The organism is Pseudomonas sp. GW822-FHT06B12, from assembly GCF_058799675.1.
Map to the genome: position 1 here is coordinate 655,478 of NZ_JBXALR010000001.1, position 21,184 is coordinate 676,661.

The window sequence follows — 21,184 nt, forward strand, 5'->3', positions numbered from 1 at the left end:
CGTAACGAAACGGGACTTTCGAAAAAGTTCGTGCTTAATAGGAAAGGTCTTGTTCTCCAACGGATCAATCACTATGTCAGCGCTACAAGGTCATTGGCGTGAAGTATCGGAGCAATGTTTGCCGGCAGCAATAACTAAAACCACTTATTTATCAGAGGCTGCAAGAGCTTCCAGTCAGTTGGTTATTATTGTCGAGCGCAAGGAAGACTGGGCATCTTACTTTCCCAGTGAAGACATCGTCAGTGCCCAGGAATATCTTGAGCAAACCCGTGGCAGCGAGCAGGGCAAGCGGGTTCAGGTGATCAACCTGTGCCGCAGCTACAAGTACCTGGGGCACGGCTACTATTGCTCATTGCTGGCCGAAGCCCGTGGGCACAAGGTAATTCCCTCGGTGCGAACCATCAGTGAGCTGACGCGCAAATCCCTGTATGGCCTGTCTCTGGACGATTTGGATAAAGCCTTGGATAAGGCACTCAATAACCACCTTTACAGCGACACTGAAGGATTTACGCTGACGCTGTACTTCGGAAAGACCAATATCGAGCCGTTGCAGGATTTAGCGCGTCAATTATTTGAAGTGTTTCCCTGTCCGATATTACTGGTGGAGTTTCGTCGAAGTAACGGCTGGCACATCGAAGGCGTTAAGTCTGGCGCGTTACATAAGTTGCGAGAAGATCAGGAAGATCACTTTGCCAACTCCCTGGACAGTTTCAGTCGCAAGATCTGGCGCATGCCGCGTTCACGACGGCTGGCCCGTTATGACCTGGCAATCCTTCACGATCCGCAGGAAGCGTTGCCGCCATCCAACGCCAGGGCTTTGGAGAATTTCGTCCGGGTGGGCAAGGGGCTGGGCATCGACGTCGAGTTGATCGAGCGTAAGGACTACGCGCGTATCGCCGAATACGACGGGTTGCTGATCCGCGAGACGACCAGCGTCGACAACCACACCTACCGTTTCGCGAAAAAAGCCGAAAGCGAAGGTCTGGTGGTGATGGACGACCCGGCGTCAATTCTGCGTTGTACCAACAAGGTCTACCTGACGGACTTGCTCAACAGTCATCAACTGGGCATGCCGGCCACGGAAATTCTCTACAAGGAACGACCGGAAGATTTCGAACGGGTGGGCGAGCGCCTGGGTTTTCCATTGGTGCTGAAAATTCCTGACGGTTGCTTCTCGCGAGGGGTGATCAAGGTCGAAAGTCAGCAAGCCTTGCTCGAAGCCACTGCCGAGCTGTTCGAGCATTCAGTGTTGCTGCTGGCGCAGGAGTTCTTCTACACCGAGTACGACTGGCGCATTGGCGTACTCAACCGCAAACCGATCTTCGCCTGCCAGTACTTCATGTCCAAGGGCCATTGGCAGATTTACAACCACAAGGCCAAGGGCCAGGACATCAATGGCGAGTGCCGCACCCTGGCGGTTCACGAAGCGCCCAAGGCCGTGGTGGACCTTGCAGTGAAAACCGCCAACCTCATCGGCGACGGTCTGTACGGCGTCGATCTCAAGCAGTCCGGCGACAAAGTGGTGGTGATCGAGGTCAACGACAACCCGAACATCGACGCCGGCATCGAAGACGCCTATTTGCAGGACGATCTGTATTCGCTGGTACTCGAAGAGTTCGTGCGCAGGCTCGAACTCAAGCGTCGCGGGCAGGTTTGGTGAGCTGTTGTCGCAGTCTTCTACCGTGGCGATAACATTGAAAACGACCTATTGGCCATTGACTTGCCTTTCACGCGCAGCTAATTTCGAGCCATGACTTCCACCGTATTGCGCCACCAGCCAAGCATTATTACCGCCATTCCTTATTTGGCGGGCTAGCTGACGACTGCACCCAACCCGCCCTAGAGGCGGGTTTTCATTTTCTGTCTCCGGGGCTCCGAACAAAGCCAGGAGACGTTGATGGACACCAGCACTGCCACCGCCAAGCAGGCCCTGCTTGAGCACTACGTGAAAAAAATCCTCGCCGCACCGGTTTATGAACTGGCAGTGCGCACGCCTCTGCAAGTGGCACCGGCGCTATCCGAGGTGTTGGGCAATCAGATCCTGCTCAAGCGCGAAGACCTGCAACCGACCTTTTCCTTCAAGATTCGCGGCGCCTACAACAAACTGGCCCAACTGAGCGACGCGCAAAAGGCTTGTGGCGTGGTCACTGCGTCGGCCGGCAATCACGCCCAAGGCGTCGCACTGGCGGCGCGGGAGTTGGGGATCGAGGCGAGTATCGTCATGCCCATATCAACACCGGAGCTGAAGGTCATCGGCGTGCGTAGTCGCGGCGCGAATGCGGTGTTGCATGGCGAGAGTTTTCCGTTCGCCCTGGAGTACGCATTGAACCTGGCCCGGCAAACCGGTCGTACTTTCGTTTCGCCGTTCGACGACCCGGACGTGATCGCCGGGCAGGGCACGGTGGCCATGGAGATCCTGCGACAGCATCAAGGCCCCTTGGACGCGATCTTCGTCCCGGTGGGTGGCGGCGGTTTGATCGCTGGCATCGCCGCGTACGTCAAATACCTGCGACCGGATATCCGCATCATCGGCGTCGAGTCGGAGCACTCCGCGTGCCTGCAAGCGGCAATGCTGGCGGGAGAACGAGTAGTGTTGCCGAGCGTGGGCACCTTCGCCGATGGCGTGGCGGTCGCGCAGATCGGCGCTTATGGCTTTGAGATCTGCCGCCATCACGTCGATGAAGTGCTGACAGTCAGCAACGACGAGCTCTGCGCGGCGATCAAGAACATCTATGACGACACCCGCTCGATCACCGAGCCTTCCGGCGCGTTGGCTGTTGCCGGGATCAAGAAATACGTAGCGCAAACCGGTGTCCGGGGTCAGACCCTGGTGGCGATCGACTCAGGGGCCAATATCAATTTTGATAGCTTGCGACATGTGGCCGAGCGCGCCGCATTAAGCGGCGCCCTGGTGTAAGTCGCTAGAAGGGATTCAGGCGAGCAGCGGGCGCAGAAACGTCCGCTCGTAACCTTTATTCTTGACGGGCCTTCTCGACCTTGTCCGACGCCGACCAGATCCGGTAGCGCACTTCGACGTCCTTCGGCACGTAAACCACAATCGGCAGCTTGCTGTTGTAGCGCAGCCGGAAACCATCGCCGACGACCGGCACGAAGTCTTGTTTGCTCTTGCCGCCAGGACACGCCATCAAGGTGCTCATCGGGCCGATGACTTTCTCCAGCCGATAGAACGGATAACCCCAGCCTTCAAGATTTTTCTCTTCCAGCGCTCCACCCAGACGCTGGTGATTGCAGTCTACGGTCAGGGTTTTGCCGGCGAGAATCTCGACCTGGTAGTTGTCTTCCCGGGTTTGCGGCGCCAGGTGAATCACCTGGCGGGTAAAGCCGTTTTCAGCCTTGGGGTAGGGCGCAACGTCTTCGAGTTTCGCAGCACTGGCCAGGGTGGACAGACCGGACAGCAGCACCGCTGCGGCGGTGAGGGTAGATGAGCGCATGATGCCTCCTTGCTCTGGGTTGAGTCAGTGAACGCGAGCATTCTTACTGCGCTGGTCGTTCAATGCAAACCACGATGGCGAAGCTGGCTAATTGCAGGATCATTTGTGTCGGTTGTTGCGTTTTGCATGAGGCCATTGGCCGGTTCGTCGCAAATCCCCGATTTACCGACGGCCCGTCGTGCGAATTCCCGGGCATGTTTTATGCTTAGTCCAGTTCATGAAAAACACTCCAGGAAAAACCGCGAGATAAGGATTGGCAAGACTGACGGCGGTTAACCCGGCGATTGATCGACGGCCTTATAAGAACGGAGGGTTGTAATGTTTCTTTCTGCCTTGGAACTTCGCAGCATCATTGAAAGCAGTTTTTTGCCCAAGCGTTGCCAGTGCACCTTGTCACCGGATCTGTCGATGACCGTCAAGGTCTATGGCGACAACCAGACGGACAAACTGGATCTGGTCGTGAGCGGCATCGACGCGAACGCTCTTAATAGTTGTCGTGAAATCAGCGAACTGATCACCGAGTTGCGCAACGATCTCGCGCACAAACCCGGCAGCCACCTGACGGAGTTAAAGGCCCGCACGCATTAATCCACGGTTTCTGCGAGTTCGACGGGTATACGCTGGGTCTGGAGAAATGCCAGGCCCAGCGCGATTTCCACCGCAACTGCCAGCAAGATGCCGGGGCCGGCATGGCCGTTGAGCCATTCGCCGACACCCAGCGCCGCCAGCCCGAATACCCCCACCATCAAACCACTGCTCAGTGCACTGCGCGAAGCGGACGGCGGCGTATTTCGAGCCAGGTAAAACATCACGCCTAACGCCACAAACAACACCGCGCCGCGTCTGGCGACCAGACCTGTTGCGTCTGAGTACCCGACACTCCAGATCGACAGCATCACATCGGGCATAAAGCCCCAGACCAGCGCCAGAGTAAAACTCAGGCCAGCGGTGAACGTAGACAGAGTGCGAAACGATAACTGCATGGCGAATCCTTGCGGCAGTGAGGGAGAAGGCCAAAGCATAACCTTTGGCCTGGCTCCCGCCCACCCACTGTAGCGATCACTCAGTTCTGATAGTTACAGGCATCCGACAGCTTGAGGTAGCTGATGTCCTCTTGCTTGCCTGTGTTGTCGATAAACTTCATTTCCGCCGTCACCACTTTGCAGTCCAGCGTCGTGGGTTCGGTCATCGAAATCACTTTCTTGACGTGCAGTGGCATTCCGTAGTGATACGGCACAGGCTGGGAAGGCGCGGAGTCGGCAAGCGCCAGCCCGGCAAACCCGGTGCAGGCGAGGGCAGAGGCCACCAGCAAAATACGCATGTTCATGAGAAATCTCCGGTGCAGACTTGAAGTCAGCGCGACACCTGACGATGTCGGCCCTGCCGCGGAGGGCGTCAGAAGGTTCTGCGCGAACGCGGTCCAGTTACTTTTAGACCACAGGATTAACCAAGGGTTAAGTTTGGTGGGTGTTCAGGCGGTCAAGATGGATGAAGCGGTTTTTGGTCTCTATCGCCTGCGGCGGCGGGGCTGAGGGGGTGGTCGACTATTTCACGCGTATGTTCGCGGCTCAAGCGCTGCAAGCCGTCGACTGTTGCGCCCTGACCACCACGGGTCAGGAACTCGCCGGTGGGCATTTTACCAACCAGGATCCTCACGATAAAAACCTGAGCGAGCTTCGGCTCCTTCCTACAACGTCATAGGCATCGTCGTCTTTCGCCAGTCAGCGGCAAGGGTTTACTGTTGGCCGTCGCTGCAAAATCAGCGAACGGGTTTGGTCACCCGAGAGCAATGCACACATGTGTGCCATTATTTGCCCTGCGGACGTCTTCGTCCTCGTAGTTGTTATGGCGGCTGTGTGCAGGACGCCTTCGGGCGAGCTGAGTTGTTGCTCTCGGTTGACCAAGCCTGTGCACAGTCCGCCTCCATCGTTTGGTCACGGTGCCTGCGGTTACTTAAAAGCTAACGAGTAATCCTAATGCCTAAGCTAAATCCATTACCCGATCGTTATCGCGCCATCAAAAGCAGTGTTACCGACTCAAACCCAATGGTCATCGATACCGAGGCCAATCCCCAAGACATACTTGAAGCCGCTCTACAGCGAATCCGTGCCTCCAGCGATCTGCTGGAGACGCTGCACTGCCAGTGCTTCAAACACGGCGATGTGCAGGACATTCCACACATTACTCATGCATTGTATTTGCTGACTCAGGATGGTTGCGACCTGTTGAAGGTGGCTCAGCAGCGGATGTTGGGGTGGACAGCGCCGGTCTGACTTAACCATTGCACAACAAGCCCATCTCCCGAAAAAGCCGGGCTTGTTTGTGCAAATGCCAGCCTCGCAAGAGGCTGGCGAGAAGGCTGCGGGTTGAAATGCCCTGATCAGGCCTTGGTACTGCTCAACAACACGGCGCTCATGCCGAGGGCACTCTTTCCCTGACTACCCAGCGTGGGGGCAGAGGTGGATGTTTTGATGTGGAGGATGGAGGCTCACCAACTACTGGGCCAAACCTTTCTTGACGCTTTTGACGTAACACCCGCCATTCTCTTGCAGTGCCAGGCAGCCAGGACGAACGAGGAGTATCAGGCCATCGAACAACTGCCCGATGTCGTCCTTCGAAACGGGGCCGGCAGGGTCGCGATGAAGCGTCAGGCTCTGTCCCTTCAGCGTCCAGTCGCCTTTGGCATAACCTTCGGCACTGCCGTACACCATGTTCGCTTCAAACCGACCGTTGTCGCGCAGCAACAACTCCGAACCCATTTCCATCGCACCTTGCAGATAGTAATGCCCCGCCAACTCTTTCTGTTCTGATGCCTGCACGCTGGCAAAGCTGATCAGTACGAGGCTGTAGGCCAGTTGTATGATTCCTTTCATTGGATCTCCGTTATTTTTCAGTTACCAAGAGTCGTAAGGCACACCAAATTTTTCGACATAGGCTTTGGACTCATCGGAGAGCGTGTCGTACTTACCGTTAGACTTACCTTCATACGGGCCACGCGGATCAATCACAGCTTTTACCTTGGTCACTTCGATCGGTGTCATGCAAGGACCGCCTACCCAGACTTTGGCGATACCTCCGGGGACCAGCCTTATACCGATTGACTGACGATATCCCGTGATCCATTTCCCATCAGCCGCGCAGAAAACCTTTTCACCCTTACGCATGATCTCCCGAGTTGCCTCCGGTATGTTAATCACCATTTGGTAAGTTTGTGGTTCGACCAGCGACTGCCAGCGGACATAAATCTGTTTGGGTAAATCTGCCCCAGTCACGTACTTACCGCTGCCCATGGCGGCTCTTTTCGGCCAGCCTCGGGGATCGCCGGAGTTGTTGGGAGGCGTTAGCAATGACGCAACGCCACTCATTGCACGTGGATATACCTGTTCCTGAATATCGACCACATCCGCCGACTCGATCCAGACCTCCATGTAGGCGGGGGCCGAGAACCCCAGGTACCAAGATTTGTAAGGCAGTGACTGGCTGTTAGCAAATGTGCAGCCACTGAGTAGAAAAGCGGCAATAGCGACACGTATAAAATTACTCATTGGGATGCACCGTGCGCACAGAGTTTTCGTCTGGTCGATTGATGAAAACGATGTTCAGGTCGCTATTATTTCGATTTTTAACGGCGTTCCAGTTGTCGGATAAATGAACGTAACGCTGAAACAATAGCTCCTCTTCTTGCGGATTCAGCCCTAGTGTTTTGCTTTTTCTCTGAGCGTATGCCATCAATTTTTCGGAGATGGGAACGAGCTCTGCAGGTAGCGCCAACCTTGGATTATTTTCGGGAATATGTCGAAAAGGCACTCCATTTTCCACGGCCAGTTCGCGCATGATCCGAAAGTAAATCAAGGACAGATCACTGCGGACTTCGCGCTGACTGCTGACTGCTGACGGCGGCATAAACGTATTTCATGTTTTTTTTCGATTGTCTTTGTCAGTGCTACGAAACGGCACTTCCCAGGTCCGGACCTCCAACGAAACGTGATATTGAGACAGTTGGTCTTGAAGCCGCCTCAAGTCCTGCTGGGCTAGCTTGTAGCTGTTGGCTTCAGCGAAAGACGTCCTTTCTTCGACCTCACTTTGACGCGGCTTGCTGAGCAGTATCCTTTCCATCGCCTTGGGCAAATAGCCGCCCCCCAGGTCCGAATGCACGCCTGGCAAGACAATATCAGCCGCGCCAAGACTATTGAGGGCAAAGTTGTAACGTCGCTCATTTCGGGCGACCAGATGGACGACTTTCTTAGCCGCGTCTGGTGCCAAATGGATATCAATCCCTGGGTTATAAGCGTTATTACCGCTCCAGTCTCCTAACAATGGGTTGGCAATGGCTGCGGCGGTGTCGTAAACGCCAATGAAATTTATGGAAACATCGGAGTGCGGTGTCCATGAGAAACTATCCGATAATATCGGGGCACCCATCGGCAACGCTTTTGCGAGGATACTTTGGTTACCCTTTAATACCTCATTGGCAAAGTCCCTTGCCGCCGCCGAGCCGCGACTGAATCCGAAAATATCGAACTCGATTTTCTCCACGCGCTTATCGGGATTGTTCTCTTGAAAGATTTGGATGGCCGTGAGAATAAGTTGCGGTGTTTCTTCGACTCGCGCTCTGACGCCCTGTGCCCCTAGGCCAGTACTTTGCGAAAAAGTGGAGTCAGCTCCGGTACTACTGGTACCGATCCCATCCACATAAATTCGCAGGCTTGCCGTCTTAGCATCAATGGGCAGGGTTTCATCCGTCTGGTTCATGTAAAGCTCATACAGCCTGGCCACGTTGCTGACATCGTTCCCGTAGCTGTTGTCCGGCGAACTCCCTTTACCGTCATAGCCGTAAGAAGCGCAGAGCTGACGGATATCCTCTGCCATGCCTTCTAGGTTTACATCCGGCGCAAAGCAGCCAAAGACGCGCTCGCTGTTGTTACGGTTGTTGCCCGTACCATCGAAAAACATCCCGCCCCGCAGGGTGATGTCCTCCAGTTCGACTTCTTCTTCCTCTTCCTCCAGTTCCTCTGCCTCTGGAGGCGGTGCCAGTGGAGAGGGCTCGGCGTTGAATTTGCCGATTGGCGGCGCCTTGAGCAGGTTCCCCGCGATAGCTGCAGCGGCGGCACCGGGAATCAAAGGTGTGAGAATCTGAATGCCGGTCCCCGCACCTGGAGCGCCGCCGGAGTTGACCTTGACGTTGGCACCGCTGATAGTCACACCCCCCGCATCAACCTTGACAAAACTCCCCCCAGCCTTGGCCGTCAGTTCCATCCCGCCTTCAACCACCACCTTTTCACCGGCGTGGTAATGAATTTCCTGACTTGCCTCGACAAACTGCGCCGTACCGACCTTCACATGCTGCGTCACCCCGACCGTCAGGTGATCATCAGCCCGCGCTTCGGTCTTTCGATCCAGATGGGTAATGCGGTGTTCTTCGGCCTTGAGTTCGGTGAGGGTGTTGGCTTCGACGGTGTCATGACGTTCGTTGCCGACGCGGATTTTCTGGTCGTGCTCGACGTTTTCGTCCCAGTCGCGTTGGGCGTGCAGATAGATCTGTTCGGCACCTTTTTTGTCTTCGATGCGGAATTCGTTGTAGCCCTTGCCGCCCGGTGAGCTGAGGGTTTTGAAAGTGCTGCGGGTTTTGTTCGCCGGCAGGTCGTAGGGGACGACGTTTTCCTTGTGGTACAGGCAACCGGTGACCAGCGGTTGGTCGGGATCACCTTCGAGGAAGGTCACCAGCACTTCCATGCCGATGCGCGGGATGGCGATGCCGCCGTAAGCGCTACCGGCCCAGCCGCTGGCGACGCGAACCCAGCAACTGGTCTTGTCGTCGGACTGGCCTTCACGGTCCCAGAAAAACTGTACCTTGATGCGGCCGTATTGATCGCAGTGAATTTCTTCGCCTTTGGGGCCGGTGACCACCGCGGTCTGGCTGCCCAGTACTTTCGGTTTCGGGTGTTCGAGGGCAGGGCGGTAGTGCGCGTCCCACGGGGTCGCGAGGAAGCGGTTGCGGTAACCACCCTGAAAGTCAGCCACGGTCAGACTGAAATGGGTTTCGTTAGAAGGGTTGAACATTGCTTGCTCCCTGTTCGGTAGTCATCCGTTGCGCCCCCTCGGAAATTTCCTTCAACCTGTAGCGGTGTTCGGTAACTTGTCCGGCCGGTGGGCCGTGGCTAGTCTGGTCTTGTCACCGAAAAAACGATGACACGGACGTGCAAGTCCGACGAAACTGTTTAGGGCGCAAACGCCCATGCCAATCGCGAGCGTTTTAACGTTCGCTGCATTATGGCGGCTGCGCGCAGGAGATCTCCGGATCTGCTGGGTGTCCTAAACAGGCCCGGTCTTGCACACCTGCGCACGGCTGCCACCCTCATTCGCGTGCAAGCGAACGGTGACGGTTCCTCACTAACTGTTTAGGAATTACACCAATGTTCAAACAATCACCGAATCCGCCAGAAGACCCAACCACCTCTCCTTACGAATCCTTCGATTCGAAAAAGCTCCACGACGCCGCCGAACGCGCCCTAGACCACCACCTGGGCAAACCCCAGCACAAGATTCATCTGGCCGATGCCCGCAAAGGCCAACTCTTCATCGTCGCCCCAGACGTCGACACCGACACCCTCCTGGCCAACGCCTCCGAAGACATCGCCTCTATCAAAGCCATCGCTGGCGACCTCGCCTTCGAAATCGAAGGCTCCCGCCGCAACGTCGCCCTGGCCATCTACCGCATGGCCGAAGGCGCACAACTGCTGATCGACCGCGCCATGGACAACCTCGACCCACCGAGTCCGGTGGAGTATCGGGTTAAGGTGTAGGGTTAGTCGCTGGTTGAGAAGACAGGGGATAGGTTTGTTTAAGAGCCAATTTCATCAGAAAGGGCATTTAAATAAATCGGTCCTCTTTCCCTGACTGCCCAGCGTGGGGGCAGAGGTGGATGTTTTGATGCGGAGGATGGAGGCTCACCAACTACTGGACCAAACCTTTCTTGACGCTTTTGACGTAACACCCGCCATTCTCTTGCAGTGCCAGGCAGCCAGGACGAACGAGGAGTATCAGGCCATCGAACAACTGCCCGATGTCGTCCTTCGAAACGGGGCCGGCAGGGTCGCGATGAAGCGTCAGGCTCTGTCCCTTCAGCGTCCAGTCGCCTTTGGCATAACCTTCGGCACTGCCGTACACCATGTTCGCTTCAAACCGACCGTTGTCGCGCAGCAACAACTCCGAACCCATTTCCATCGCACCTTGCAGATAGTAATGCCCCGCCAACTCTTTCTGTTCTGATGCCTGCACGCTGGCAAAGCTGATCAGCGCGAGGCTGTAGGCTAGCTGTACGATTCCTTTCATTGGATCTCCATTTTTTTCAGTTACCAAGAGCCGTAAGGCACACCAAACTTCTCGACATAGGCTTTCGACTCGTCGGAGGGCGGGTCGTATTTTCCACCCGATTGCCCTTCATATGGTCCACGCGGATCAACCTCGGCTTGTACCCGGGTGACTTCGATGGGTGTCAGGCAGGGACCGAGTACCCAGACTTTGGCAATACCGCCAGGGGCCAAGCCAACGACAAGCGCTTCCCGGTAGCCGGTAATCCATTTCCCATCGGCAGCACAGAAGGTCTTTTCGCCCTTTCGCATGATCGCCCTGGTTGACTCGGGAATGTCGACAGCCATTTTGTACGTTTGGGGTTCTACCAGTGACTGCCAGCGGACATAGATTTTTTTCGGCAGGTCCGCCCGCATTACGTACTTACCTTTACCCCAACCGGGTCTTGCAGGCCAGCCTTTAGGATCTCCAGAGTTGTTGGGAGGCGTCTGCATAGCAGCGATACCACTCATGGCACGTCTATAGACGTTACCCTGCATATCTATCACGTCAGCTGTTTCGATCCAGACCTCCATATAGTCAGGTGCGGAGAAGCCCAGTCGCCAGGCGTCGTAGGGTAAGGACCCGCTATTGGCAGATGTGCAGCCGCTGAGCAGGACCGCGGTGGTAGCGATACGTAGAATTTTACTCATTAGGATGTTGGATTCTATCGCTACCAAGAACCATACGGCACACCAAACTTCTCGACATAGGCTTTTGAAACAGCTGACAGAGGACGGTGCTTACCTCCAGATTCCCCTTCATATGGCCCTCGCGGATCAACCTCGGCTTGTACCCGGGTTACTTCGATTGGTGGCAGGCAGGGACCGAGCACCCACACTTTGGCAATGCCACCGGGAGCTAGCCCCACGACGATTGCCTTGCGATAGTCCGTTATCCATTTGCCATCAAACTTACAAAAAGCTTTTTCACCCTTACGCATTAACTCTCTGGTCGACTCTGGTATTTCGATAGCCACTTTGTAGGTTTGAGGTTCGACCAGAGATTGCCAGCGAACAAAGATTTTTTTCGGTAGGTCCGCACCCATTACATATTTGCCCTTACCCCAACCTGGTCTTGCAGGCCAGCCTTTGGGATTGCCAGTGTTGTTCGAAGGCTTCAGAATTTCAGCGTTTCCACTCATGGCACGCCTATAGACATCCCCTTGAATATCCACCACATCAGCTGTTTCGATCCAGACCTCCATATAACTAGGTGCCGAAAAGCCCAAGCGCCAAGCGTCATAAGGTAATGATTCGCTATTGGCAAGTGTGCAGCCGCTGAGCAAGAGCGCGACGATGGCGATACGTACAAGTTTACTCATTAGGGTGCACCGTGCGTAAAACGTCGTCGTTGGGGCGATTGATGAAGACCACGCTTAGATCACTATTATTGAGGTTCTTAGCAGCATTCCAATTGTCGGACAGGTGAACATAACGTCGAAAAAGTAGCTCTTCTTCTTGCGAGCTCAGCCCGGTCGTCGGGCTTTTACCCAATGCGTAGTTCATCAGTTTTTCAGAAATTGGAACGAGTTCGGCAGGTAGTGCGAGTCTTGGCTCTTCCTCGTCAATCTCGTCAAATGGCACGCCATTTTCTACGGCCAGTTCACGCATTATCCGCAAGTAGATCAATGCCAGATCGCTCCTGACTTCGCGCTGGCTGCTAACCGCAGCATAAACGTGTTTCATATTGGTTCGATTGTCCTTGCCTGTGGTGCGATACGGCACTTCCCACGTTCGCACCTCCAAAGGAAGGTTGTACTGGGCCAATTGGTCCTGAAGCCTTCTCAAGTCCTGTTGGGCAAGCTTGTAACTATTGGCTTCAGTAAATAAGGCTTTTTCTTCGACATTGCTTCTCCGTGGTTTACTAACCAGTACGCGCTCCGTGGCTTTTGGCAGATACCCACCACCGAGGTCCGAGTGCACGCCGGGCAAGACAATGTCCGCCGCACCGGCACTGTTTAGGGAGAAGTTATAGCGCCGCTCATTTCGGGCGACCAGGTGAACGACCTTCTTGGCTACATCTGGAGCCAAAACGATATTGATACCTGGGTTATCCGCGTTATGGCCATTGAAGTCCAATAACAGCGGGTTGGCAATGGCCGCTACGGTGTCGTAGATACCGATAAAGTTTATTGAGACATCGGTGTGCTTTTTCCATGCGAAGCTATCTGCTAAGCCAGGTGTACCAACGAGAATAGCTTTAGCCAAGATGCTGTTTTCACCATTGAGTACTTCATTAGCAAAGTCCCGTGCGGCAGCAGCCCCGCGACTGAACCCGAAAATATCGAATTCGATCTGTTGAATAAGTTTTTCCGGATTGTTTTCTCTAAATGTTCTGAGAGCTTCAAGTAGCAGCGCAGGGCTTTGTTCTACCCGTGCCCTAACGCCCTGCGATCCTAAGCCAGTGCCCTGCGAGTACAGGGAGTCCTCTCCGGTGCTACTGGTGCCAATACCCTCCACATAGATGGCTAAATTCGCTGTCGTCGCATCGATTGGTAGAGCGAGAGTTGCTTGTTGGTCATACAAGTCATACAGCTTCGCCACATTACTGGTGTCATTCCCGTAGCTGTTATCCGGTGAACTCCCTTTACCGTCATAACCATGAGCTGCACAGTACTTGCGAATATCTTCAGCTGCTTCTTCGAGATTCACATCTGGCGCAAAACAGCCAAAGACGCGCTCACTGTTGGTTCGGTTGTTGCCCGTGCCGTCGAAGAACACGCCAACTCGTAGGGTGATGTCCTCCAGTTCGACTTCTTCTTCCTCCTCTTCCAGTTCCTCGTCTTTCGGAGGTGGCGCCAACGGGTCAGGCTCGGCGTTGAATTTGCCGATTGGCGGCGCCTTGAGCAGGCTCCCCGCGATAGCTGCAGCGGCGGCACCGGGAATCAAAGGTGTGAGAATCTGAATACCAGAGCCCGAACCCGGCCCACCCCCCGAATTCACCTTCACCTCAGCACCGCTGATAGTCACACCACCCGCATCAACCTTGACGAAACTCCCCCCAGCCTTGGCTGTCAGTTCCATCCCGCCTTCCACCACCACCTTTTCACCGGCGTGGTAATGAATTTCCTGACTTGCCTCGACAAACTGCGCCGTGCCGACTTTCACATGCTGCGTCACACCAACAGTCAGGTGATCATCTGCCCGCGCTTCGGTCTTGCGATCCAGATGGGTGATGCGATGTTCTTCGGCCTTGAGTTCGGTGAGGGTGTTGGCTTCGACGGTGTCGTGGCGTTCGTTGCCGACGCGGATTTTCTGGTCGTGCTCGACGTTTTCGTCCCAGTCGCGTTGGGCGTGCAGGTAGATCTGTTCGGCACCTTTTTTGTCTTCGATGCGGAATTCGTTGTAGCCCTTGCCGCCCGGTGAGCTGAGGGTTTTGAAGGTGCTGCGGGTTTTGTTCGCCGGCAGGTCGTAGGGGACGACGTTTTCCTTGTGGTACAGGCAACCGGTGACCAGCGGTTGGTCGGGATCACCTTCGAGGAAGGTCACCAGCACTTCCATGCCGATGCGCGGGATGGTGATGCCGCCGTAAGCGCTACCGGCCCAGCCGCTGGCGACGCGAACCCAGCAACTGGTCTTGTCGTCGGACTGGCCATCGCGGTCCCAATGGAACTGCACCTTGATGCGGCCGTATTGATCGCAATGAATTTCTTCGCCTTTGGGACCGGTGACCACCGCGGTCTGGCTGCCCAGGACTTTCGGTTTCGGGTGTTCGAGGGCCGGGCGGTAGTGCGCGTCCCACGGCGTGGCGAGGAAGCGGTTGCGGTAACCCTGGTGGAAGTCATCCTTGTTCTGAGTGACGTCACTGGTGATGGACTCGCCCAGCACTTGCGGCTGTTTGCCTTCGTGAATGACTTCCAGCAGCAGCCAGAGGTCATTCCATTCGGCACGCGGGTGTTCGCTCAAGGCGAGGAAGTGGCCACTGACCAGGATCGGTTGATCGCTTTTGCCTTCGGCCAGTTGGTAGTCGCTGCGATGACGCTCCAGGGCGCGGGTCGCCAGTTGCTTGCCACGTTCGCGGTCGGTGAAACGGCCGGGATAGTCGTAGTCTTCCAGGTCTGGCAGGAACGCACTGCTGGCCGCGCCTTCAGGCAGGATGCGCGGTTTTTCGAAGTCGTAATCGCGGCGGCTGACGCGGCTGGTGCGGGTTTCGAGGCGCAGGTTGAAGCGCTTGATCACTGGTTTGTCGGCGCTCATGCCGGAGTCTTGCTGATAGCTCACCGGCGCCAGTTTGCGGAACACCGTCTGGTCATCGCCGAACACCAGCTTGTGGCCGTTGGCACTGTGCTGGAAGTGAAAGTGAATGCCTTCTTCTTCGCACAGTCGCTGGATGAAATGCAGGTCGGACTCGTCGTACTGCACGCAGTACACGCGCTCGGGGTAGATCGCGCCAAGCTGGAAATGGTAGGCATCGGACAGAATGCCGCGGGCTTCGAGGACCTGGGCGATGATCTTCGGCACGCTCAGTTGCTGGAAGATTTGCTGGTCATGGTTGTGGCGCAGGTAGTTGAGCTGCGGGGTCAGACTGATGCTGTAGCGCGTCAGGCTCTTACCCGAATCGCCCTGAGCGATGCGGTAGACCAGGCCATGAATGATGCCTTCGCCGGTAGCGCCGAAAGTCAGGCACGCGGGTTTGTGCAGCAGCTCTTCAAGCTTCAGGTCGGGACGGGAACTGACCAGTTCGATATCAAAACAGAACGGCTGATTGAGGGCTTCGCGGCCGACGAAACTGAGCACCTGAAGGTCAGTGGAAACACCTTCGAGGGTAAGAGAAATATGGGTAGCGTTAGCATCCAGCATGCCTTTGATTCCGTCCTTTGAATAACCAGGGCGCGATGGTGCAGGATTAAATCCATCGGTTCAAGGCGCAAATGGCCTAGGCGATGGCAGTGATGGGCATCGGGAAAACCCCTATTTACAAGGTTTAGGTCAATGAAATCGGGACGTTTGGCAATCAATGTAATGCCGTTAAGGAGCATCGGCTACCTACCGCGAGTAGAAACAGACAGTCATTTTCAGACTAAAGTTGTCTGTCTTGGCTAGCAGCCATATGCCACCATTGGCAATTACCCTCCGTAACCGCGGTTGCGCAACGCGACGTACCGGACCAACTACGAGAAGTTCGCCCGGGATGTGGATGAGACCCGGTTGATTGTGAGTTACAACTTTTCGATCCTGTAGCGCCTGACAGAATGCCATCGCGAGCAAGCTCGCTCCCACAGGGGGATCTGAGTCGTATGCAGAATTTGCATCACACAAAAATCCATTGTGGGAGCGAGCTTGCTCGCGATGAGGCCCTCAGATTCAGCGCATTTCCAACTGCTGCCGATACGGCAAATCCGGCCCGGTCTTGCTGCAGGTCAGGGCTGCAGCGCTGATGGCGAACCTGAGCATTGCGTCGATCTGTTCGCGGCTCAAGCGCTGCAAACCGTCGACCGAATCGAGCTGCTGTTCGGTCAGCCAGGTAATCAGCGCGGCCTGGAAGGTATCGCCGGCACCGACGGTGTCGGCAATCACCACCGGGATCGCCGGCGCGGACCAGCTGCCGTGGCGGCGGCTGAACACCGTCGCGCCTTGGCCGCCACGGGTCAGGAACACCAGTTGGCAGCGATGCTCCAGCCAGCCGTCGATCACGCTCTGCGGGTCGCGATCCGGATACAGCAGGCTCAAGTCTTCATCGCTGACCTTGATCAGATCGGCAAGTTTTATCAGCTCTGCGATACGTGAACGCCACAACTCGATGTTCGGCTCGGGATTGAGCCGCACGTTCGGGTCGAGGCTGATCAGGCGTTTGCCGCTTTCCCGGCGCACCAGCGCCAGCAGCGTGTCGGCAATCGGTTGCACCACCAGCGAGAACGAGCCGATGTGCAGACCGCGTACTTGCTCGTTCAACTCTGGCAGATGGGCCAGCGTGAGCTGACGATCAGCGCAGCCTTCACCGCGAAAGCTGTAATGTGGCGAGCCGTTGGCACCGACCGCGACCATCGCCAGGGTGGTCGGTGCGTCGACGTCCAGCAGGTAATCCGGGCATACCCCTTCATCCGCCAGCACTTGTAGCAAGCGACGGCCGAGGTAGTCGGTGGAAAGCCCTGCGAACAGCGCCGCGTCCACACCCAAGCGGCGCAAGCCGACTGCCACATTGAAGGGTGATCCGCCGGCAATCGCCTTGTAATTCACTTTTGAAGCCTGACCGCTGGCCTCGTTTTCGCTGAAGAAATCGAACAGCGCTTCGCCACACACCAGATACATAGTTGTTCACTCTTTAAAGGGTTGCGACCTGTTGTCGATAGCGCTCATAGGCCTGTTGGTAGGCCGCCACGTTCGCCACGATGGGTTGGGTTTCGCTGCTGGGGTCGAGGCTGACACAGCGTTCGCACAAGGCCAACAGACTTTGCCGGGTCCCGGCCCCGGATTCGCACCACGCGGCCTGAATCGCTGCGCCGAGTGCCGCGGCTTCGCTGTGTTCGGTGCAAACCACCGGAGTGTTCATGATGTCCGCGACCATCTGCCGCCACACCGGGCTTTTCGAGCCGCCACCGGTGAGGCGAATGCTGCGGCTCTGCAAACCGCTGCTGCGCAGCAGGTCCAGACCATAACGCAAACCGAAGGTGGTGCCTTCGACTACTGCGCGGCAGAGGTTAGCCTGGGTCAGGTTTCTCAGGTTCAGCCCCATCAAACTGCCGGTGGCATGGGGCAGGGCGGGAACGCGCTCGCCGTTGAGAAACGGCAGCATGCTCACGCCTTCGGCGCCAATCGGGGCCTGTTCGACCCGCGCATTGAACTGTGAGAGGTCCAGATTGAACAGCTCACGAACCGCGCTGGTCGCATTGGTCAGATTCATCGTGCAAATCAACGGCAACCAGCCACCGCTGGAGGAACAGAAGGTCGCGACTGACGCATCCGGGCTGACCTTGGGCTTCTCGGCGTAGGCATACACGGTGCCCGAAGACCCCAGGCTCATGGTGATTGCGCCGGGCTGAATATTGCCGGTGCCGAGGGCGCCCATCATGTTGTCACCGCCACCGCTGGCGACCAGCGCCTTTGGGTTAATGCCCAACCGTTCGGCGATGCTTGGCAAAATCGTGCCGACCGCTTGATGCGCCTCCAGCAACTCAGGCAGCGCCGCTTGCAGGCGTCCGCTGGGGTCGATGTCGCGCAGCAGTTGTACGTCCCATTGGCGGGTGCGCACATTGAAATAACCGGTGCCGGAAGCGTCGCCGAACTCGCTGCAGTAGCGCCCGGTCAGCCAATAGTTGAGGTAGTCGTGGGGCAACAGAATGTGCGCGATGCGGGCGAAAATCTGCGGATGCTGCTCTTGGGTCCACAACAGTTTGGACACGGTATAGCCCGGTGCGATGGCCACGCCGAGGCGTTCCAACGAGCCGCTTTCGCCACCCAGGTGGGCCAGCAACCGCTGGTTTTCTGCGCTGGTTTCGGTGTCGCACCAGAGCTTGGCCGGGCGCAGGACCTGGCCTTGTTCATCGAGCAGGACCAGGCCATGTTGCTGGCCCGAGACGCCGATGCCGAGAATCTCCTGACCGCTGATGTTGGCGGCCAGCAAGGCCTGGCGCGTGGCGAGCGTTAACGCCTCGAGCCATTGGGCGGGGTCTTGTTCACGACAGCCGTTGGCGCCGCTGATCAGGCTGTGGGCGGCGGCGCCCTGACCGAGGACTTTACCGCTGCGCGCATCGAGGATCAGCGCTTTGGTGCCTTGGGTGCCGCAGTCGATGCCGAGGAATAATTGTTGGTTTGCCATGGAGAGTCCTTCGATCAGTCTGCCAACACCCGCTCCAGAGTTCGCGTCACGCCATGCTCACGCAGGCTGTTACAGCACCACTCGAACGCTGCAACAAACTCCGCTGAGTGGGGGATCGCCGTGCCGAAGATCTCCTCAACTTCCAGCAGTCGCTGAGTGATCAACGGATCATCGGTGACCAGCGCCTGACAGAATTCCGCTCGTGGGTCGGGAATCGAATAGGCATTGCCGTTTTCATCCACGCCCTTCAAGTAGATCGCCCACGCCGCCACCACCAACGCCGCACGCCTGGTCTCGCGTCCATCGGCAATCAAGCGGTTGATGGTCGGCACGATGAACTTGGGAAACTTCGACGAGCCATCGGAGCAAACGCGCTCCAGCTGATCGGCAATCGCCTGATTGGAGAAACGCTCCACCAGCGTATGTTTGTACTGCGTCAGGTCGATGCCCGGTACGGGGGCCAATTGTGGCGTTACGTCGAGGTCCATATAGGCACGCATGTAACGCACGAACAGCGGATCGTTCATGGCCTCGTGGACGAAGCGATAGCCCTTGAGGAAACCCAGATAAGTCAGGGCCAGGTGGCTGCCGTTGAGCAGTTTGATTTTCATTTCTTCATAGGGCGTGACGTCATCGGTGAACTGCACGCCGACCTTTTCCCAGGCCGGGCGGCCGTTGACGAAGTTGTCTTCCAGCACCCATTGCACAAAGGGTTCACAGACCACTGGCCAGGCATCGTCAATGCCGTGCTCGTCGTGCAGTTGCAAGCGGTGAGCCGAGCTGGTCATCGGGGTAATGCGGTCGACCATGGCGTTGGGGAAACTGACGTTCGCGGCGATCCAGTCCCGCAAGTCAGCATCGCGCAGCGCGGCGAAGGCCAGCAGAGCCTTGCGGGTGACCGCGCCGTTGTGCGGCAGGTTATCGCAGGACATCAAGGTGAACGCTGGAGTACCGGTGGCGCGGCGTTTGGCCAGGGCTGCGCAGAGGAAGCCGAACACGGTTTTCGGACTGTTTGGGTGCGCCAGGTCATGCTGGATCTGTGGCAGTTGGGCCATGAACTCGCCGCTGCTGTCGTCAATGCAGTAACCACCCTCGGTGATGGTCAGCGAGACGATACGTATGTCCGGACTGGCGAGTTTATCGATCAGCGCCTGAGTGCCGTCTTCGGCCAGCAACATGTCGCTGATGGCGCCGATGACCCGGACCTGAGTGTCATCGGTATCGCCCAGTTCAAACAGGGTGAACAGGTAGTCCTGGCCGGCCAGGTCGTCCCGGGCGCGACGGTCCTCGGCGCGCAGGCCAACGCCGCATATGCTCCAGTCCAGACCTTCGCCCAAGTTCATCAAGGCATCGGTGTAATAGGCCTGATGGGCGCGATGGAAACCGCCGACGCCGATGTGGGCGATGCCGTGGCGGGTAGCGCTCAGGGCGTAGGCGGGCAGCGCCACTTCAGGTGCCAGGCGGGTGAGATTGGGTTTGTTCAATTTCATGTCGGGTCTCGGCAATCAGGCAGCGGCGCGCAGCGGTCTGGCCACGGCCACCCCGTTGGCATCGAATAAGTGGCAGTGTTCGGCGTCCAGATGCAGGCTCAGTTGCTCGCCATAACGGCTCGTCAGATCACCGCGAATCCGCATGGTCAGGGCTTCACCGGAGGCGGTCAGAACGTGGCAGAAAGTGTCGCTGCCCAAGCGCTCGCTGACGTCGGCGGTGACCTGCAACGTGCAGTCTCCGGGTTGTGCCAGTTCCAGATGTTCCGGGCGAATACCCAGGGTCACTGCGTCACCGACGTTGAGGTTGGCGCCACTCAGCGGCAGACTGATGCGCGTCCCGGCATCGAGCCGGACTTCACAGCCCTGGCGATCGAGGCGGCTGACCTTGCCCTTGAGAAAGCCCATTTTCGGGGTGCCGAGGAAGCCTGCGACAAACAGGTTGGCCGGCTGGTGATAGAGCTCCAGCGGCGAGCCGACCTGTTCGATCCGGCCACCGTTGAGCACCACCACTTTGTCGGCCAGTGTCATGGCTTCAACCTGGTCGTGGGTCACGTAGATCATCGTCGCTTGCAGCTCTTTGTGCAGCCGCGCCAGTTCCAGGCGCATCTGTACCCGCAGGGCGGCGTCGAGGTTGGACAGTGGTTCGTCGAACAGGAAGATCTTCGGGTTACGCACAATCGCCCGGCCGATCGCTACGCGCTGACGCTGGCCACCGGAGAGCTGTTTCGGCTTGCGTTCGAGCATCGGCCCGAGTTCGAGAATACGCGCGGCTTCGTTGACCTTTTTCTCCACCTCAGCCTTGTTCACGCCGGCCAGGTCGAGGGCGAAAGACATGTTTTTGCGCACGCTCATGTGCGGATACAAGGCGTAAGTCTGGAACACCATCGCCAGGTCACGCTTGGCCGGGCTGACTTCGGTGATGTCGCGCCCGTCCAGTTCGATGGTGCCAGCGGTGACTTCTTCCAGACCGGCGATCAGCCGCAGCAGGGTCGACTTACCGCAGCCGGACGGACCGACGAAGACCACGAACTCGCGGTCGTTCACTTCAAGGTCGATGCCTTTGATGATGGAAAAGCCTTCGAAACCTTTTTGCAGATTCTTGATTTTCAGGTGGGCCATGACGGGCCTCCGCTT

The 21,184-nt window shown here is 57.0% G+C and carries 20 protein-coding genes and 1 pseudogene; 6 read left to right on the forward strand and 15 right to left on the reverse strand.

Annotation, left to right across the window (positions count from 1 at the left end):
* Window positions 1–73 precede the first annotated feature (73 nt).
* A complete protein-coding gene (locus AC1RKH_RS03130) occupies window positions 74–1,660 on the forward strand; it encodes a RimK family ATP-grasp domain-containing protein (RefSeq protein WP_493061062.1) in 1,587 nt (528 codons plus the stop codon).
* Between the two features lie 237 nt (window positions 1,661–1,897).
* Window positions 1,898–2,917, forward strand: a complete 1,020-nt coding sequence (ilvA, locus tag AC1RKH_RS03135) for a threonine ammonia-lyase, biosynthetic (RefSeq protein WP_493061063.1) — start codon at window positions 1,898–1,900, stop codon at window positions 2,915–2,917.
* A 55-nt stretch (window positions 2,918–2,972) separates the two neighbouring features.
* Here ilvA and eco read toward each other — a convergent pair whose 3' ends face one another.
* Window positions 2,973–3,452, reverse strand: a complete 480-nt coding sequence (gene eco / locus AC1RKH_RS03140; RefSeq protein ID WP_493061064.1) for a serine protease inhibitor ecotin — start codon at window positions 3,450–3,452, stop codon at window positions 2,973–2,975.
* 318 nt (window positions 3,453–3,770) lie between these two features.
* On the opposite strand from eco, the gene AC1RKH_RS03145 reads away from it, so the two are divergent.
* Window positions 3,771–4,040, forward strand: a complete 270-nt coding sequence (locus tag AC1RKH_RS03145; RefSeq protein WP_123424505.1) for a DUF1652 domain-containing protein — start codon at window positions 3,771–3,773, stop codon at window positions 4,038–4,040.
* Here the strand turns inward: AC1RKH_RS03145 and AC1RKH_RS03150 are convergent.
* The gene (locus tag AC1RKH_RS03150) at window positions 4,037–4,435 is read right to left on the reverse strand and encodes a hypothetical protein (protein ID WP_123424506.1); all 399 of its coding nucleotides are present in this window, start codon (window positions 4,433–4,435) and stop codon (window positions 4,037–4,039) included. The genes AC1RKH_RS03145 and AC1RKH_RS03150 overlap by 4 nt on opposite strands.
* Before the next feature lie 80 nt (window positions 4,436–4,515).
* Window positions 4,516–4,779: a DUF2790 domain-containing protein gene (locus tag AC1RKH_RS03155; RefSeq protein WP_493061065.1), complete on the reverse strand. Its 264-nt coding sequence runs from the start codon at window positions 4,777–4,779 to the stop codon at window positions 4,516–4,518.
* A gap of 649 nt (window positions 4,780–5,428) precedes the next feature.
* On the opposite strand from AC1RKH_RS03155, the gene AC1RKH_RS03160 reads away from it, so the two are divergent.
* Window positions 5,429–5,725, forward strand: coding sequence for a hypothetical protein (locus tag AC1RKH_RS03160; RefSeq protein WP_427527998.1), 297 nt, complete (start codon window positions 5,429–5,431; stop codon window positions 5,723–5,725).
* 222 nt (window positions 5,726–5,947) lie between these two features.
* On the opposite strand, the gene AC1RKH_RS03165 is transcribed toward AC1RKH_RS03160, so the two are convergent.
* The 4 genes from AC1RKH_RS03165 to tssI (AC1RKH_RS03180) are packed head-to-tail and all read right to left on the reverse strand — an operon-like array spanning window position 5,948 to window position 9,512.
* Entirely contained in the window at window positions 5,948–6,325 is a 378-nt protein-coding gene (locus AC1RKH_RS03165) for a hypothetical protein (RefSeq protein WP_493061066.1), read from the reverse strand.
* A gap of 21 nt (window positions 6,326–6,346) precedes the next feature.
* Complete coding sequence (locus AC1RKH_RS03170) at window positions 6,347–6,997, reverse strand: DUF2931 family protein (RefSeq protein WP_493061067.1); 651 nt, start codon at window positions 6,995–6,997, stop codon at window positions 6,347–6,349.
* On the reverse strand, window positions 6,990–7,355 hold the full coding sequence (locus tag AC1RKH_RS03175; RefSeq protein WP_493061068.1) for a hypothetical protein: 366 nt from the start codon (window positions 7,353–7,355) through the stop codon (window positions 6,990–6,992). The genes AC1RKH_RS03170 and AC1RKH_RS03175 overlap by 8 nt, the downstream gene beginning before the upstream one ends.
* 9 nt (window positions 7,356–7,364) lie before the next feature.
* On the reverse strand, window positions 7,365–9,512 hold the full coding sequence (tssI, locus tag AC1RKH_RS03180; protein WP_493061069.1) for a type VI secretion system tip protein TssI/VgrG: 2,148 nt from the start codon (window positions 9,510–9,512) through the stop codon (window positions 7,365–7,367).
* Between the two features lie 353 nt (window positions 9,513–9,865).
* On the opposite strand from tssI (AC1RKH_RS03180), the gene AC1RKH_RS03185 reads away from it, so the two are divergent.
* Window positions 9,866–10,255, forward strand: a complete 390-nt coding sequence (locus tag AC1RKH_RS03185) for a DUF6124 family protein (protein ID WP_493061070.1) — start codon at window positions 9,866–9,868, stop codon at window positions 10,253–10,255.
* 151 nt (window positions 10,256–10,406) lie between these two features.
* Here AC1RKH_RS03185 and AC1RKH_RS03190 read toward each other — a convergent pair whose 3' ends face one another.
* The 4 genes from AC1RKH_RS03190 to tssI (AC1RKH_RS03205) are packed head-to-tail and all read right to left on the reverse strand — an operon-like array spanning window position 10,407 to window position 15,604.
* Window positions 10,407–10,784, reverse strand: a complete 378-nt coding sequence (locus tag AC1RKH_RS03190; protein ID WP_493061071.1) for a hypothetical protein — start codon at window positions 10,782–10,784, stop codon at window positions 10,407–10,409.
* A gap of 20 nt (window positions 10,785–10,804) precedes the next feature.
* On the reverse strand, window positions 10,805–11,455 hold the full coding sequence (locus AC1RKH_RS03195; RefSeq protein WP_493061072.1) for a DUF2931 family protein: 651 nt from the start codon (window positions 11,453–11,455) through the stop codon (window positions 10,805–10,807).
* A gap of 20 nt (window positions 11,456–11,475) precedes the next feature.
* On the reverse strand, window positions 11,476–12,126 hold the full coding sequence (locus tag AC1RKH_RS03200; protein WP_493061073.1) for a DUF2931 family protein: 651 nt from the start codon (window positions 12,124–12,126) through the stop codon (window positions 11,476–11,478).
* Window positions 12,119–15,604 (reverse strand): type VI secretion system tip protein TssI/VgrG, encoded by a 3,486-nt coding sequence (gene tssI / locus AC1RKH_RS03205; protein WP_493061074.1) that lies wholly within the window; start codon window positions 15,602–15,604, stop codon window positions 12,119–12,121. The genes AC1RKH_RS03200 and tssI (AC1RKH_RS03205) overlap by 8 nt, the downstream gene beginning before the upstream one ends.
* A 282-nt stretch (window positions 15,605–15,886) precedes the next feature.
* Between tssI (AC1RKH_RS03205) and AC1RKH_RS03210 the strand changes: the two are divergent.
* Window positions 15,887–15,985, forward strand: a pseudogene (locus AC1RKH_RS03210) (OprD family outer membrane porin); the annotation flags it as partial.
* Between the two features lie 123 nt (window positions 15,986–16,108).
* On the opposite strand, the gene AC1RKH_RS03215 reads toward AC1RKH_RS03210, so the two are convergent.
* The 4 genes from AC1RKH_RS03215 to AC1RKH_RS03230 are packed head-to-tail and all read right to left on the reverse strand — an operon-like array spanning window position 16,109 to window position 21,169.
* Complete coding sequence (locus AC1RKH_RS03215) at window positions 16,109–17,053, reverse strand: carbohydrate kinase family protein (protein ID WP_493061075.1); 945 nt, start codon at window positions 17,051–17,053, stop codon at window positions 16,109–16,111.
* Window positions 17,054–17,066: 13 nt separating this feature from the next.
* On the reverse strand, window positions 17,067–18,560 hold the full coding sequence (xylB, locus tag AC1RKH_RS03220; protein ID WP_493061076.1) for a xylulokinase: 1,494 nt from the start codon (window positions 18,558–18,560) through the stop codon (window positions 17,067–17,069).
* Window positions 18,561–18,574: 14 nt separating this feature from the next.
* The gene (locus tag AC1RKH_RS03225) at window positions 18,575–20,050 is read right to left on the reverse strand and encodes a mannitol dehydrogenase family protein (RefSeq protein ID WP_493061077.1); all 1,476 of its coding nucleotides are present in this window, start codon (window positions 20,048–20,050) and stop codon (window positions 18,575–18,577) included.
* A gap of 15 nt (window positions 20,051–20,065) precedes the next feature.
* Window positions 20,066–21,169: an ABC transporter ATP-binding protein gene (locus AC1RKH_RS03230; protein WP_493061078.1), complete on the reverse strand. Its 1,104-nt coding sequence runs from the start codon at window positions 21,167–21,169 to the stop codon at window positions 20,066–20,068.
* Window positions 21,170–21,184 lie beyond the last annotated feature (15 nt).

Bases quoted from the DNA above. Each gene is read 5' to 3' on its own strand.
- AC1RKH_RS03130 (WP_493061062.1), top strand. From the start codon at position 74: ATGTCAGCGCTACAAGGTCATTGGCGTGAAGTATCGGAGCAATGTTTG.
- ilvA (WP_493061063.1), top strand. From the start codon at position 1,898: ATGGACACCAGCACTGCCACCGCCAAGCAGGCCCTGCTTGAGCACTAC.
- eco (WP_493061064.1), bottom strand. From the start codon at position 3,452: ATGCGCTCATCTACCCTCACCGCCGCAGCGGTGCTGCTGTCCGGTCTG.
- AC1RKH_RS03145 (WP_123424505.1), top strand. From the start codon at position 3,771: ATGTTTCTTTCTGCCTTGGAACTTCGCAGCATCATTGAAAGCAGTTTT.
- AC1RKH_RS03150 (WP_123424506.1), bottom strand. From the start codon at position 4,435: ATGCAGTTATCGTTTCGCACTCTGTCTACGTTCACCGCTGGCCTGAGT.
- AC1RKH_RS03155 (WP_493061065.1), bottom strand. From the start codon at position 4,779: ATGAACATGCGTATTTTGCTGGTGGCCTCTGCCCTCGCCTGCACCGGG.
- AC1RKH_RS03160 (WP_427527998.1), top strand. From the start codon at position 5,429: ATGCCTAAGCTAAATCCATTACCCGATCGTTATCGCGCCATCAAAAGC.
- AC1RKH_RS03165 (WP_493061066.1), bottom strand. From the start codon at position 6,325: ATGAAAGGAATCATACAACTGGCCTACAGCCTCGTACTGATCAGCTTT.
- AC1RKH_RS03170 (WP_493061067.1), bottom strand. From the start codon at position 6,997: ATGAGTAATTTTATACGTGTCGCTATTGCCGCTTTTCTACTCAGTGGC.
- AC1RKH_RS03175 (WP_493061068.1), bottom strand. From the start codon at position 7,355: ATGCCGCCGTCAGCAGTCAGCAGTCAGCGCGAAGTCCGCAGTGATCTG.
- tssI (WP_493061069.1), bottom strand. From the start codon at position 9,512: ATGTTCAACCCTTCTAACGAAACCCATTTCAGTCTGACCGTGGCTGAC.
- AC1RKH_RS03185 (WP_493061070.1), top strand. From the start codon at position 9,866: ATGTTCAAACAATCACCGAATCCGCCAGAAGACCCAACCACCTCTCCT.
- AC1RKH_RS03190 (WP_493061071.1), bottom strand. From the start codon at position 10,784: ATGAAAGGAATCGTACAGCTAGCCTACAGCCTCGCGCTGATCAGCTTT.
- AC1RKH_RS03195 (WP_493061072.1), bottom strand. From the start codon at position 11,455: ATGAGTAAAATTCTACGTATCGCTACCACCGCGGTCCTGCTCAGCGGC.
- AC1RKH_RS03200 (WP_493061073.1), bottom strand. From the start codon at position 12,126: ATGAGTAAACTTGTACGTATCGCCATCGTCGCGCTCTTGCTCAGCGGC.
- tssI (WP_493061074.1), bottom strand. From the start codon at position 15,604: ATGCTGGATGCTAACGCTACCCATATTTCTCTTACCCTCGAAGGTGTT.
- AC1RKH_RS03215 (WP_493061075.1), bottom strand. From the start codon at position 17,053: ATGTATCTGGTGTGTGGCGAAGCGCTGTTCGATTTCTTCAGCGAAAAC.
- xylB (WP_493061076.1), bottom strand. From the start codon at position 18,560: ATGGCAAACCAACAATTATTCCTCGGCATCGACTGCGGCACCCAAGGC.
- AC1RKH_RS03225 (WP_493061077.1), bottom strand. From the start codon at position 20,050: ATGAAATTGAACAAACCCAATCTCACCCGCCTGGCACCTGAAGTGGCG.
- AC1RKH_RS03230 (WP_493061078.1), bottom strand. From the start codon at position 21,169: ATGGCCCACCTGAAAATCAAGAATCTGCAAAAAGGTTTCGAAGGCTTT.